Origin of the sequence: Streptomyces sp. NPDC018029 (assembly GCF_044327655.1) — a bacterium.
Taxonomy (GTDB): domain Bacteria; phylum Actinomycetota; class Actinomycetes; order Streptomycetales; family Streptomycetaceae; genus Streptomyces.
Map to the genome: position 1 here is coordinate 222567 of NZ_JBIRFV010000007.1, position 13751 is coordinate 236317.

The 13751-nt window shown below is 66.6% G+C and carries 9 protein-coding genes; 6 read left to right on the forward strand and 3 right to left on the reverse strand.

Features of this window, described 5'->3' with window-relative positions:
* Window positions 1-76: 76 nt before the first annotated feature.
* The 4 genes from ACH4D5_RS22490 to ACH4D5_RS22505 all read left to right on the forward strand — a co-directional run bounded on the left by ACH4D5_RS22490 (window position 77) and on the right by ACH4D5_RS22505 (window position 5147).
* Entirely contained in the window at window positions 77-298 is a 222-nt protein-coding gene (locus ACH4D5_RS22490; RefSeq protein WP_398305280.1) for a hypothetical protein, read from the forward strand.
* 149 nt (window positions 299-447) lie between these two features.
* Window positions 448-960, forward strand: coding sequence for a restriction endonuclease (locus tag ACH4D5_RS22495; RefSeq protein ID WP_398306033.1), 513 nt, complete (start codon window positions 448-450; stop codon window positions 958-960).
* 87 nt (window positions 961-1047) lie between these two features.
* The gene (locus ACH4D5_RS22500) at window positions 1048-1452 is read left to right on the forward strand and encodes a hypothetical protein (protein ID WP_398305283.1); all 405 of its coding nucleotides are present in this window, start codon (window positions 1048-1050) and stop codon (window positions 1450-1452) included.
* A complete protein-coding gene (locus ACH4D5_RS22505; RefSeq protein WP_398305286.1) occupies window positions 1449-5147 on the forward strand; it encodes an AAA domain-containing protein in 3699 nt (1232 codons plus the stop codon). Before ACH4D5_RS22500 ends, ACH4D5_RS22505 begins: the two co-directional genes overlap by 4 nt.
* Here ACH4D5_RS22505 and ACH4D5_RS22510 read toward each other — a convergent pair.
* From ACH4D5_RS22510 to ACH4D5_RS22520, 3 genes are read right to left on the reverse strand one after another with little or no spacing between them, the layout of a single operon-like run.
* On the reverse strand, window positions 5134-7296 hold the full coding sequence (locus tag ACH4D5_RS22510) for a hypothetical protein (protein WP_398305289.1): 2163 nt from the start codon (window positions 7294-7296) through the stop codon (window positions 5134-5136). The two genes, ACH4D5_RS22505 and ACH4D5_RS22510, sit on opposite strands and share 14 nt — an antisense overlap.
* A 3-nt stretch (window positions 7297-7299) precedes the next feature.
* Window positions 7300-8121 (reverse strand): hypothetical protein, encoded by an 822-nt coding sequence (locus ACH4D5_RS22515; protein ID WP_398305291.1) that lies wholly within the window; start codon window positions 8119-8121, stop codon window positions 7300-7302.
* Window positions 8118-8954, reverse strand: coding sequence for a vWA domain-containing protein (locus tag ACH4D5_RS22520; RefSeq protein ID WP_398305294.1), 837 nt, complete (start codon window positions 8952-8954; stop codon window positions 8118-8120). Before ACH4D5_RS22520 ends, ACH4D5_RS22515 begins: the two co-directional genes overlap by 4 nt.
* A 699-nt stretch (window positions 8955-9653) precedes the next feature.
* On the opposite strand from ACH4D5_RS22520, the gene ACH4D5_RS22525 reads away from it, so the two are divergent.
* Together ACH4D5_RS22525 and ACH4D5_RS22530 are read left to right on the forward strand one after the other, a co-directional pair.
* Window positions 9654-11165 carry a sigma-70 family RNA polymerase sigma factor gene (locus ACH4D5_RS22525; RefSeq protein ID WP_398305297.1) on the forward strand — a complete coding sequence of 504 codons (1512 nt, stop codon included), beginning with the start codon at window positions 9654-9656 and terminating at the stop codon, window positions 11163-11165.
* Window positions 11166-11346: 181 nt separating this feature from the next.
* Entirely contained in the window at window positions 11347-13734 is a 2388-nt protein-coding gene (locus ACH4D5_RS22530; RefSeq protein ID WP_398305300.1) for a non-reducing end alpha-L-arabinofuranosidase family hydrolase, read from the forward strand.
* Window positions 13735-13751: the final 17 nt, after the last annotated feature.

The window sequence follows — 13751 nt, forward strand, 5'->3', positions numbered from 1 at the left end:
GGCCGAAGAAGTACTGGTCGGGGCGGAGGGCGTTCGCGAATACTCATAAGGCATAGGGCGGGGGACGGGGGATCTGATGCTGCTTGCCATGGCATTACTGGTGATCGGTGGCACTGCACTGGTGTCGCGTTGCGGCGGTCCGACAGCCTTGCACCGGCCGTGTCGCCGTAGGCGCCGGGGGCTCTTCGCGCGATGCCGCGACCACACCTTCACCTTGGTCACGATCACCGACCTGGCGGGCCTCGCGCTGTTCGCTCTTGCCGGTGGCATGCTGGCGCTCTTCGGCCCGGCCGTCTGATGCGGCGCAGGCGCAGCCAAGGAGGTTGGGCGGCCATTCCCTGGTGGGTGTGGGGCTCAGGCGTTCTGGCGGGGGCCAGCGGTCTGTGGCATGCGGCCGAGCAGTGGCCGGTGGGGACGGGCATCATGCTGGCCGCAGCGGCGGTCGGGATGGGCTTGAAGCCTGGACGGTCGGCCTTGCGGAGATGGAATGAGCGCTCGGTGCTTTCCTCGGGGCCCGTGCGTTATTCGCTGGGTCATCTCGACGCTCTGGACCCCCGGGCGTTCGAGCTGGCGGTCTGTTCTTTGCTGCGCCGGGACGGACTGGTGGCGGAGCATGTGGGCAGAGCCGGGGACAAGGGAGCTGACGTACTCGTAGTCGACCGTTCGCGACGACGTGTCGTCGTGCAGTGCAAGCGGCTGCGTCCGGACCGCAGAGTCGGAGACCAAGACGTGCAGCGGGTCAACGGCACGTACCGCCACGATCACGGTGCCCACTTCGCGGTGATTGTCACCACCGGAGGCTTTACGGCAGCCGCGAGAGCCAGCGGCCCACGTTATGGGATCCACCTGGTGGACCGGGACATGCTGGAGAGGTGGGCGGACATGGGTGAGCCGCTCTACAGAATCCTGCGGATACCGGACGTGGGTACACCACGCAGGCGCTGGGCGACCGGCACCTAGCGCCGGGAAAAATCACGAGGCTGACGGCCTGCCAACGAAACGACAACCCTGCTAACAGACGGCAGAGTTGACGGCGCGAGGGAGAGTATGTCCGACGAGATCGAGTCCACACAGATCCACGTCTTCGGCGCCGACCCGCGGCATGCGGAGCTGGAAGCACGGGAGCTCCGCGAGGTTCTGCAACAACTGGACGGCGCCCAGGTGCGCTTCGCCCGCCCTGAAGCGACGCGAAGCACGGAGGGTGCGAAAGGGCAGGAACTGCTGACCCCGGAGGTCGTGCTCATCCTCACCACAGGCACTCTCGCGCTGGCGAGGACGGCGATCAGGGCGTGGGTCGACGTTCGTAAGAGCCGCAAGGTGCGTGTCACGTACTCCGACGGCACGGTCACGGAGTTCCAGGGCGGGGTATCCGGGCGTGAGGTGAAGGCGCTGCGGGACGTCCAGGACGGACCGAGTGGGAGGTCTGGTGCAGGCCCAGGAGATGAACGATGAGCCGTCAGCACGCCTTGCTCGTGGGCACCGCTGCCTACGATGACGCGCACTTTCCCGCCCTGCCGTCTGTACGGGCGGACGTTCACTACTTGAGCCAAGTCCTGGAGATGCCGGCGGTTGGCAGGTACGAAGAGTGTGAACGGGTCGAGGACTCGTCGAAGGCAGCGATCAAGCAGGCCGTCGAACAGTTCCTCAGGGACCGCGAGCCGGACGAGCTGGTCGTGCTCTATCTCAGCGGCCACGGGGCCTATGACCGTGAGGACGGTCAGCTCTACTACGTCACCACGGACACCGAAGGAGATCGGCTCCAGCAGACGGCCCTCGAAGCCTCCTATGTGACCGACCAGTTGGAGAAATGCGCGGCACGGCGCAAGGTCCTGCTGCTCGACTGCTGTTTCAGCGGCAGCGCGGTGCAGGGATTTCGCAGCAAAGGGGCCTCGCTCTCGGCCACCGCACCGGTGGTCGAGGCCAGCGGGGTGTATGTCATCACCGCGTCGCAGCACTGGGAGCAAGCCTTCACCACCGATGCGGACCAGCCCTCGCAGTTCACCAAAGCGATCGTCGAAGGCCTCCACTCGGGACAAGCGGACCTGGACGGTGATGGGAAGGTCTCGGCGAACGACCTGTTCCGGTACATCAGCCGTGACCTGCGAAAAGCACCTGACGGCCGTCGGCAGACGCCGACACAGTCCAGTCTTCAGGTGACCGGTGACATCTATCTGGCCGTTGCCTCCACCGGCCGTCAGATTCCTGCACTGAAGCCGTTGCCCGCCGGACTCACCGCAGTCACCGACGGGACTGGAGGGGTGGCGCCTGCACCGGTCAAGGCCGTCGAGGCAGTGCACGACGATTCCGCCTTCACCGGCGCCGACTGGTCTCGGTTACTGGCGTACTACCAGCACTGCCTGGAGGCGGAGAACGCCACCGACGAACTACTGCCGTTGGTGGGCAGCGACCCTCCACGCGCAGTCTGGCCCGCAGGAGAAGAAGTCCTGCTCTCCGGTACGGAGACCGCGGTACAAGCGCCAGAACGCGTCGTGGACCTCGCCGAGCGTGCCCAGAAGGACGGCGCAGACCTCTGGTATGGATATCCCGTCGCCGTCCTCTACGACGGCAAGCGCCAGGTATGCGCGCCACTCGCCATGCGTCAGATCGAGGTCGAGCACAATCCGCAGGGACGCAGTGTGGTCACGCCCACAGGGCCGATCGTCCTGCATCCCAAACTTGTTCTCGATCGGTTGGGCAAGGACGAAGGCAAGGAACTGCTCGCCGCCTACCAGCCGAACTGGCGCCCGGGCTTCCGGGAAGACATGGTCCGCGACCTGCGCAGCCTGCTGCAGGAGCTGGGCCTGCCCGATACAGAGCACCTCGATCCCGGATCGCTGGGCGACGGCAGCTCGCTCCACGCGGCGCATGAGGGCGCCCGCAATGTGGCGATCGTCTTCGCTGCACGCTCGGATTCAGCAGCCACCGCACAGCTGATGAAGGACTACAAGACGCTGCAGAAGAGTGTTGGGCAGTTCGCCGGCACTGCTCTTGGAGCACTCGCCGCGCAGGCGGACCAAGAAGTGGACGAGCGCGCCGAGCAGGAGGTGCAGGTCGTCGCTCCATTGGAACTGAACGAAGGGCAGGAAGGGGTGATCCGCGCCGCCATGGTCCGCAAGCTCACCGTCGCGACTGGGCCGCCCGGCACCGGGAAGAGCCAGCTCATCGTCAACGCGGTCGCCACGGCCAGAGCGGCCGGCCAGACCGTGCTCGTCGCCTCGACCAACAACAAGGCGGTGGACGAGGTCTGGGAGCGCTGCGAAGCTCTGGCTCCGGGACTTCTTGTACGTACGGGCAACCAGACAGCTGTCGAGGAAGAGCTGCGGTCGCTGGAGCAGTTGACCCGCAGAGCTCCGCCCCACCAGTCCTCCCAGACGCATCAGGGCGAACTGCGAAACCACCTCCGGGAGCAGGCGGGGCTGCGTCATCGGCTCGCGGAGGTCGCCCGTCGGGAACAGGAACTGGCCGGCCTCGGACACCTGCGCTTCTCCTACGCCGAACAACACCGGACCGACCCTCAGGCGCTTGCCACGGCTCTGGGCGACGACGTCTCCCTCGGAAGGTGGCTGCGCCGGGCTCACATGGCAGCGCGCCTCGGGATCTTCGGCGGGTGGCTGCGACACCGGTGCCTGCGTGGTTTTGCCCAACTGTCGGGACAGGTCGCAGGGCGTCGGGAGTTCGATGACCTGGTGCGCTTCGCGGAGGCCGAGGCAGCCTGGCGGCAGAAAGGCACCGAGGCCGACACAGATGCGGACGACTCCCAACTCCTGGCGATGCTCCGCGAGACCGATGGGCGGGTCCGGGAGACGGCAACAGTATTGTTGCAAGCCTTGGTGGCGGAGCAGGCAACCACCGCGCGTACGGCCATCCACGACCGCATCGAAGCCGTGAAGTCACGGTCGGCACGCCAATGGTCGTCCTTGGAGCGGGTTTTGCCGCAGGTGTCCGGCTGGGCCGTCACTGCGAGATCCCCACGACGGTTCCGGGACCGGGCCGCACTTTTCGACCTGGTGATCGTCGACGAGGCCAGCCAGTGTTCCACGCCTGACGTGCTACCGCTGCTCTTTCGCGCACGGCGGGCCCTGGTGATCGGTGACCCCGTGCAGTTGCAGCACATCACGACACTTCAACCTCGGCAGGAAGCCGAGGCACACCGCGGGTCGGGGTTGCGGGCGAGCTGGCTCGACGAGCACCGGCTCGAGCACCGTCGTTACTCCTCGTTCCATGCGGCTGCCCACGCGGCTGGACAGACCCTGCTGCTGGACGAGCACTTCCGTTGTCACCCGGACATCGTCGGTATCTCCAACAGGCATTGCTACGGCGGTCGGCTGACCGTCCTCACCGAGCTCCGGTCGTTGCGACGCCTCGAAGGGGTCGACGCGGTGCAGTGGCTCGATGTGGAGGGGACGGCGCGTAGAGGCGACAACGGGTCGTGGATGAATCACGAGGAGGCGGACCGCGTCCACATATCGGTGGAGCGGTTGCTGAAGCGGCTGCCTGAAGGCTCAACGGTAGGCGTCGTAACCCCTTTCCGGGCTCAGAAAGACCTGATCGCCAAGTGCTGGACGCACGAGCCGCGTGTGCGGGTCGGAACGGTGCACACGTTCCAGGGAGGGCAGCAGGACGTGATTCTGTTGTCACTCGTCGCCGGCGAGAGAATGCGTTCAAGTGCGGTCAGCTGGCTCTGCCGCGAGGTCAACCTGTGGAACGTGGCCATCACTCGCGCTCGTTCGCATCTCATCGTGTTCGGCGACCGTGACTTCTGGTCTCTCCGTGCAGGGATGCCGCATGCGCTGCTGGAGGCGGCTGAGGCCAAGGCCGCGCAGGTTTCGCCCCGCGCGGAACCCGGACAACAGTACGAGCTTGTCGGTGACCGGCTTCAACGCCTCCTGACGGACGAAATCTCCGGAGTCCTTCTCGACAGGCAGGTTACGGCCGGTGGCTACCCCTACGACTTCGACGTACGCCGGGGCACAGGCGCGGTCCAGGTTCAGCTGGATCACGGAGCATCACCCGGCACCGAAGACGCACGTCACCTGAGGCTCGCTCTCAGCCACGCAGCCTTGCTGCCGAACGGCGTGCGACTGCCTGCCTGGCATGTGTGGGCCGGCCGGGCGGAGCGAGTTACGCGGCGGCTCAGCGGCCAGTGAGTGCGAAACGTAGATACCGGAAGGAGGACAGCGTCCGCGCAGACCTCCTGGCGGCCGCGATCTCGGCGTCCACATCGGTCAGGCGGCCGTGCGCGTCACCGAGTTGTGTGGCCTGCTGGGCGAACAGCTGACGCTGCTGGGAGGCGCGCCCAGCAGCGAGTTGGTCTTCGCTGGCGAGCTGGGCGAGCCCCGACCGCATCTTCTGCTCTGCGTCCTCGCGTGCTGTCCGGGCCGTCGCCTCCGTCTCCAGACGTCGGCGGAACAGGTCTGACTCACGCCACTTGAAGTCGGCTTCGATGGATTGGCGCCTGGCTGCGTGCAGGGTCGACGGCGCGCGAGAGGAGATACGGGCGTACTGCCGTACTCGCCATGCCTCCAGAGTTCTGGCGCGGCTCTCCCCGATGCCTTTGATGTTGAGTCTGCGTCCGTCGGCCGTATTGATCAGCCCTGTGACGTTGTTGTACCGACCGCCGGCACTGACCAGGGTGATACCGGTGAAGTCCGCCGCTGTCCGGACCCCATGCGCGGCAAGGGCTTGGACGAGTGCCCGTCCGATGCCGGTCAACTCCCGCTCGTGCAGCCGGACCTTGCGCAGTTCGCGGTCGATGAACTCCTTGCGGTCGCTCGCGAAGGCGCGGTCCAGAGCCGCCCGGAGCTCTCCGGCGAGGGCGGCGATGCCTCTGTCGATAGCTTGCTGCTCCTGGACCTTCTTCTTCCCGGCCTTCTTGATGGCCTTCTGGTGCGCGCTCTCCAATTCCTTCTGAGCAGCCGTGAGCCGCCTTTTCCGGTCAGCCTCCGAAGCGTCGAACTCCTGCCGCTGACGCTGGAGCTGCTCAGCTGCTCTGACCGGCCCGAGCGCGGCGCGGCGCTTCTCCCGAAGTTGGCTCAGGTGGGCTCGCAGGAGTTTGGTCTCCGGCCGTGTGCCGCGGGCCGCGCGAGTGGTGAGTGCTGTTGCGCCCAGGGTGCCACCGTAGGACAGAGCTGTGACGAGTGGAGAGATCAGCTCAGCCAGAGCGAGGGCGCTCGGCGTGAGCACCGCGAGCGGGAGCAGGAGCCCGAGCAGTACGTCCGCTATACGGCGGTGGCTGTATGCGCGTGGCAGAGGGTGCGTCGCGGGTGTGCCTGGGCTCGACGTGGTGGTGGAGGTGACGTGGTGATCGAGCCAGTCGGGCCGGCGCCCTGTACCTGCTCGGGGGCTGGGAATGTGGACCCCGGGCGTCGGAGTGGCCACCACCGAGAGACGTGGGACGAGTGATAACGGTTGCCAGGCCAATGCCTTGATCTGTTCTGCAAGGCCACGCACCGTGCTTTCGGTGTGGCCGAGAAGGGCGGAGAGGCGGACGGACCCGGCAGGATTCTTGAAGTCGTCCTCCATCAGTAGGAGGTACTCGCCATCCGGCTCGTGTAGGCGTGTCCACAAGGAGGAGTCGACCGCGATGGCCTGCAGGGCGAGATAGATGACCCAGTTCGAGAAGTGGTCGAGGGTGCTGTCGAAGTCATCATCTCCCCGGGCTGGAGACTGGTAGTTCCGGTGCCCGCGCTCTGTGCTGCGGCGGCCGTTCAGGGCCGGTACGAACATGCCGTCGTAGTCGACCAGCCGGAAGGTGCCATCCTGAGCGACCAGCAGGTTTCCGTGCTGCAGATCGCCGTGTGCGATGTCGTGCGCCGCGAGATCCGTGGTGAGCTGGGCGAAGCGCTCGGCGAGGTTCCGTACCGCCACGCTGTCCGTGAAGTGGTGGTCGAGCCAGTTGGAGAGTGTCACGGCCTCCACCCAGTCCATCTTCAGCACCGGGAAGCGGGACCCATTGACAAGAATTCCGTCCGGAACGTAATCGAAGCCGATCCGCCAGGGCTGCGAGAGCGAACCAGGATCGATGCCGGAAAGCTTGTTACTGATGGCCTCATACCGGTCCTGCTGATCGCGTACGTGAGAGGTGAAACACTTCAAGGCATAGCGACGGCCCGCAGTAGACGTCAGGGAGAAGACGCTCGCGAACTGTCCGGAGATGGGTCGGGGGAGGCCGAGTTTGTTGGCCTGCGGCCGGGCTCCCCGCAGGTCGTGATCTCGTAGGCACACGTCAGTGTTTTGCAGGGCTTCCTGATACTCACGTCCCGAAGGAAAGGCCAGGGGCCCCCGCGCGGTGCTCATGCCTCATTTCCCTTCGACATCGATGCGCACGACAGCCACGTCGTCGTTGTGGAGTGCACCTTCGCTGCGTAGCTTTTGAAGCCAGTCTGTGAAACGAGGTCCGTCGTGAGGGCCCGAAAACTCTGAGAGTTCACCCAGAACCTGCGCGTGGTCCGTGGCGGAAAGAAACCAGTGGGCAAGTGCGTCAGTCATGAGAAGCAGGCGGTCACCCGCTTCGCAGGCGCCTTCGAGGAAAAGGGTCCGGGCCGCTATAAGTGCGCTGTCGTGGTTCAGGCTGTTGAAGAGATTCGGAGTGACGCCGAACTCGTCCGGCTCTTGTACCGGGAACGACCTGAGTACCTTTCCTTCCCGGACGTGAAAGAGGCAGCTGTCCCCCAAGGCGGCGCAGCGCCACCGCCAGCCGCCTCCCGGTGTCGGGTCCATACGCAACATCAGTAAGGTGGCGGACGCTCCGGCCGTCAGTTTTGCCTGCTCGTACCACTTCAAGGGATTCCCCCGCGTGGTGCGTTCCGCAGTGTACTTTTCCAGCCACGGCTCCCAGAGCGAGACAGCGGAGCGGGCGAACGACTCAAAAGAAGATCCAGCGCCGAAGACGTTGTCGTTCTCCCAGGCGTGTTGTGCGGCAGACCGAGCCAACAGGTGCGCCCAGTCCTTGGCCAGGACGCTTTCCGTCGCCCCGTCGGACATGCCCACGGCCAGTGGGGCATCGACCAGTTCGTCGAAGAGCGGAGCTGGGACGACGTGGGCAGCATCCTCACACTCGGCTTCCGTACTACCGTTCTTGGGCGCAAGAAGCTTAGTGAGATAAAGGCCGCTCGAGGTCACCGGAGTTCGGTGGCGCGGGTGCCGATGTCGAGGAATTGGACCACCGATGTGACGTCGGCGTTGTAGACGAAACCGCGGGTGTTCTCGCTCACGCGCTGGCCCTGGGAAGCGGCGTAGGAACGCATGTGCGTGGGCAGGGGGCTGGACATGGCGAACAGTGCACGGGCGTAGTCGTCCGGCAGGTCTGCGTCCGAGTCGGGGAACGCGCTGGGAGCGCCGCCGGCCGCCGAGACGTGGAGATTGAACAGGAGCACGGAGCCGTCAGCCGTCGCGTGCGTGGTGATCGCAGCCGCCGACTCGGCGGGATCCCCGTCGGTCGACTCTCCGTCTGTCAGGTTGAGAACGATGGGCGGAAAGCTGCCGGGATAGCGCTCGGTCCAGCCTGCTACCAGGGTTTCGGCGTACTTGAGCGCCCGATTCATCGGAGTACCGCCTTGCGCGACAGGATCCATCCAGAGGGGGAATTTCACCGCCGTTTCGACGAGACCTCCGGCCCCGTCCGATACCTTCTTAGCCCGGTTCTCGATTCTCGCGGGCGCGTCGGCGACCTCACTCAGAGGCACCAGGTCCCGTCCGGTGAGTTCCCCCTGGAAAGCCGAGCCCACGGCGCTTCCGTAGCCGATCACCGCGATGTGGAAATAGTCGCGTACGCCTTCCTCTTTGGCGCACTTGACCGACAATTCGGTCAATAGTCGATTGATGGCGTCGGCCACCACATCGGCTTTCCTCATGGGATCGTCTCCGCCGATTGGATCAGCCATGGAAGTGGACTGGTCGACCAGGAAGATGAAACAGGTCGGACTGGTGCGGCTGATCTCGGCTGTATAGGGCATGCCTGTGGGTCCTTCCCCGTCGTTGTGAAAGACTACGCCGGGTGTTGATAAGCAACTCGCCGACCCCGTCCTTCCTGGTCAGAAGCTAGGCTAGCGAACCCGGTGCAGGCGTCGCAGAGGAACAGAGATGCTGGCCCGGCAATTAATGGCCATTTCTGTACTCGCTTCGTCGCTTTTCGGCCAGAGGCTCTCAAGCCTGGTAGCACGAGCGGCCGGGCACTTCGCAAACGGGCCATCGATGCCGGAGTGTGTGGCGCTGCTCGTCGGTGCACAAGACTTCGTTGCCGACGATCCGCTTCCGCACCACGAGCATGTTCACTGAGCGGGAGCCGGGCGTGGTGGTGGACCGGGCCTCTGCTCTCCTTGACGCAGGATGTGCGGCATCAGTGCCGCAATGTAGACGCGAGCCCGGTCGATCAGGAGATGTACCGGACCTCTTCGTCATGACGCTGATGTGACGCTCGGTGTGTGCGATGACTGCTGAGGAAGTCCCTGAATCGCTCGCGAACTGCGGTCGCCAGGTCCCCTCGGGGTGACGTGTTTCCGATGCCGCACCATGTGGAGTGCGTCGCGATCCTGGAGCCTGCCCGGAAGGGCAACTGACCCGCCCGTCGCGTGATCGTTACCCCTGGGGGATGGCCTCGTGGTCCACACGGTTAAGGTGTGGCGCCGTACTCGGCGGATCACTTCCCTGGAGAGATGGGACTGGCGCTCATGGACGCGGATCACGTGAGGCTGGTCGTCGCGGCGCAGGGTGGTGACGAGCGGGCGCGCGAAGAGCTCGTTTCCGCCTATCTGCCGTTGTTGTACAACATCGTCGGGCGGGCGCTGAGCGGCCATGCCGACGTGGACGACGTGGTCCAGGAGACGCTGCTGCGCGCGGTGCGCGACCTGCCCGCCCTGCGGGCCCCGGAGAGCTTCCGTTCGTGGCTGGTGTCGATCACGCTCCGGCAGGTCAATACGTACTGGCAGAGGCAGCGCACACTCGCCGAGCGGACCACGCTCCTCGACGAGGCGCTTCCGGTGCCGGACGCCGCCGCCCCTCTGGAGGACACGACGATCCTGCGGCTGCGCATGTCGGAGGAGCGCGGACAGGCCGTCGAAGCCAGCCGCTGGCTCGACCCGGAACACCGGATGCTCCTTTCGCTGTGGTGGCAGGAGTGCGCCGGGCTGCTCAGCCGCCAGGACATCGCCGATGCGACAGGTCTCGGTGTCTCCCACACCGGGGTTCGCCTGCAGCGCATGCGCGAGCAGCTGGAACTGAGCCGGACCATCGTCGCCGCGCTGGCGGCCGACCCGCGCTGTCCCGGCCTGAGCGCGACCGTCTCCGGCTGGGACGGTGCGCGAACGTCCGTGTGGCGCAAGCGGATCGCCCGGCACACGCGCGACTGCGCGAGATGTACGGCGACGGCGGCCGAGCGGGTACCGGCCGAGTTGCTCCTGTCCGGCCTCACGCCGCTGGCCGTGCCGGCGGCGCTCCTCGGGGCGCTGGTCGCGAAGGGCCTGCTGTCGAGTACGACGGTGACGGCGGTGACGACCGCAGCGACCGCGAGCGCCACGGGTACGGCGGCAGGAAGCGGCGCTCTGTTCGGCAAGCTCCACGCGGTGACCGCCCATCCGATCGCTGCCCTCGCCACCGGTGCGGTGCTCGTCACCGGGACCGCCACGTATGTCGCCTGGCCCGAACCGGAGCGCCGGGCGCCCGGTGTCGCCACCGCGCCGACGGCCGGTCCGACCACCCCGGCTCCGTCGACCACCCCGACTCCGTCGGCCACGCCGTCGCCGTCGTCATCGGGTCCGGCCGTGGTTCCGCTGGGTCTGCGGTCCCTTGAGTCCGTGGACCGGCCCGGCCAATTCCTCACGTACGACGGTGACTTCGCGACGCTCGGCAGCGGTGCGGCCACCTTCACCGTCAGCAAGGGGCTCGCGAACAGCCGGTGCGTCACGTTCCGGGCGGCCGACGGCCGGTATCTGCGCCACCACTATCTGCGGCTGCGCCTGAGCGCCGACGACGGCAGCCGGTTGTTCCGGGAGGACGCCACCTTCTGCCCGCGCCCCGGCACGGTCGACGGATCGGTGACTCTGTACGCGCACAACTACCCGGGCTCCGCCCTGCGCCCCCGCGACGGATCGATCCGCCTCGACGGCTTCAACGGCACGCGTACCTTCACCGGCCAGGCCTCTTTCGTCGTCCGCGCGCCGCTGACGTGAGCGCAGGGACCCGCTGACACCAGGACCGCGCCCCGCATTACGTTTTTCTGCTGCGAGATCCCTCACTGCGCGGGCGCGCGCATTTTTCGTTACGCCGTCCCACCTTCCCCGGCCTCCTCTTCAGGGGCGCTCCTTCACAAGCGTCCCCCGCTGATCTGTCCCCTGAAGAAGGCCACCGCCCATGACCAGACATACCGACGAACCCCGCAAAGGCCTGCACCGTCTCCGCCGGCCCCGCCGGGCGCTGACGACCGGCCTGACAGCCTCGGCGCTCGTGGCCGGGGTCGTGACGATGCTCCCCAACTCCGCCGGGGCCGCGAGCCTGGAGGACGAGGCGTCCTCGTCGGGCCGGTACTTCGGCACGGCGATAGCCGCGGGGCGGCTGAGCGACTCGACGTACACGTCGATCGCCGACCGCGAGTTCAACATGATCACCCCGGAGAACGAGATGAAGTGGGACGCGGTCGAGCCGTCCCGCGGCACCTTCCGGTTCGCGGCCGCCGACAAGATCGTCAACCGGGCCCTGGAGCGCGGCCAGCGGCTGCGCGGCCACACCACGGTGTGGCACTCGCAGTTGCCGGACTGGGTGAAGGCGATCAACGACCCGAGCACGCTGCGCGGCGTCACGAACAACCACATCAAGACCACGATGGGCCGCTACAAGGGCAAGATCTACGCCTGGGACGTCGTCAACGAGGCCTTCCAGGACGGCGGCAGCGGTGCGCTGCGCGACTCGGTGTTCAAGAAGGTGCTCGGCAGCGGCTTCATCGAGGAGGCGTTCCGCACCGCCCGCGCGGCCGACCCGGCCGCGAAGCTCTGCTACAACGACTACAACATCGAGGACTGGACGGCCGCCAAGACCCAGGGCGTGTACCGCCTGGTCAAGGACTTCAAGGCGCGCGGTGTCCCCATCGACTGCGTCGGCTTCCAAAGCCACTTCGGGGCGGGTGGACCGCCCGCCAGTTTCAAGAAGACCCTCGACAGCTTCGCCGCCCTCGGCGTCGACGTGCAGATCACCGAGCTGGACATCGCCCAGGCGTCCCCCAGGCACTACGCGAGCGCGGTCAACGCCTGCCTCGGCGTGAAGCGTTGCACCGGCATCACGGTGTGGGGCGTCCGTGACAGCGACTCGTGGCGCGCTGACGAGAAGCCGCTGCTCTTCGACGCGGCCGGCAAGCCGAAGCCCGCGTACGACGCCGTCAAGGAAGCGTTCGACGCCGGGTCGGCGTCGGGTACGACCCCGGCCGACCCGGGCGACGGCACCGGCCAGATCAAGGGCGTGGCCTCCGGCCGCTGCATCGACGTCCCCGACTCCACCACCGCCAACGGCACTCAAGTACAGCTGAGGGACTGCAACGGGCAGTCGAACCAGAGCTGGACACGCACCGCCGCCAAGCAGCTGAAGGTGTTCGGCAACAAGTGCCTGGACGCGAAGGCGAAGGGCACGGCGAACGGCACCGAGGTGGTCATCTGGGACTGCAACGGCGGCACGAACCAGCAGTGGAACGTCAACACCAACGGTTCGATCTCCGGTGTTCAGTCCGGCAAGTGCGTGGACGCGGTCGGCGCGGGCACATCCAATGGCACCAAGATCCAGCTGCACACCTGTGCCGGCGTCGGCAACCAGAAGTGGACCGCCCCCTCCGGGTCGGCCGGTGGCACGTGCGCGCTGCCGTCCACGTACAAGTGGAAGTCGACCGGCGCGCTCGCGCAGCCCGCGGGCGGCTGGGCCTCGCTGAAGGACTTCACCCACGTCCCGTACAACGGCAAGCACCTCGTCTACGGGTCGATGTCGACGGGCACCTCGTACGGCTCGATGGCGTTCGCCCCGTTCAGCGACTGGTCCGGCATGGGGGCGGCCAAGCAGACGAAGATGAACCAGAACGCCGTCGCGCCCACCCTCTTCTACTTCGCGCCGAAGAACATCTGGGTGCTCACGTACCAGTGGGGGGCCTCGCCCTTCAGCTACCGCACCTCCGCCGACCCGACCGACCCCAACGGCTGGTCCGCGCCGAAGCCCCTGTTCACCGGCAGCCTGCCCGGCGCCGGGACCGGTCCGATCGACCAGACGCTGATCGGCGACGACCAGAACATGTACCTCTTCTTCGCCGGTGACAACGGCAAGATCTACCGGGCGTCCATGCCGATCGGGAACTTCCCCGGCAACTTCGGCTCGTCGTACACGACGGTCATGAGCGACACGGTCAAGAACCTCTTCGAGGCACCGCAGGTCTACAAGGTCCAGGGCCAGAACCAGTACCTGATGATCGTCGAGGCGCGGGGCGCCAACGAGAACCGCTACTTCCGCTCCTTCACGGCGACCAGCCTGAACGGTACGTGGACCCCGCAGGCCGCCACCGAGTCCAACCCCTTCGCGGGCAAGGCCAACAGCGGTGCGACCTGGACCGACGACATCAGCCACGGTGACCTGATCCGCTCCAACCCGGACCAGACCATGACCGTCGACCCGTGCAACCTTCAGCTGCTCTACCAGGGCAAGGACCCCAAGTCGGACGCCCCCTACGACGCGCTGCCGTACCGGCCGGGCGTTCTGACCCTGCAGCGCTGAGCAATTCCGCGGGCAGC

Excerpts from the sequence above, each read along its gene's own strand:
- ACH4D5_RS22490 (WP_398305280.1), top strand. The coding sequence starts at position 77 with ATGCTGCTTGCCATGGCATTACTGGTGATCGGTGGCACTGCACTGGTG.
- ACH4D5_RS22495 (WP_398306033.1), top strand. The coding sequence starts at position 448 with ATGGGCTTGAAGCCTGGACGGTCGGCCTTGCGGAGATGGAATGAGCGC.
- ACH4D5_RS22500 (WP_398305283.1), top strand. The coding sequence starts at position 1,048 with ATGTCCGACGAGATCGAGTCCACACAGATCCACGTCTTCGGCGCCGAC.
- ACH4D5_RS22505 (WP_398305286.1), top strand. The coding sequence starts at position 1,449 with ATGAGCCGTCAGCACGCCTTGCTCGTGGGCACCGCTGCCTACGATGAC.
- ACH4D5_RS22510 (WP_398305289.1), bottom strand. The coding sequence starts at position 7,296 with ATGAGCACCGCGCGGGGGCCCCTGGCCTTTCCTTCGGGACGTGAGTAT.
- ACH4D5_RS22520 (WP_398305294.1), bottom strand. The coding sequence starts at position 8,954 with ATGCCCTATACAGCCGAGATCAGCCGCACCAGTCCGACCTGTTTCATC.
- ACH4D5_RS22525 (WP_398305297.1), top strand. The coding sequence starts at position 9,654 with ATGGGACTGGCGCTCATGGACGCGGATCACGTGAGGCTGGTCGTCGCG.
- ACH4D5_RS22530 (WP_398305300.1), top strand. The coding sequence starts at position 11,347 with ATGACCAGACATACCGACGAACCCCGCAAAGGCCTGCACCGTCTCCGC.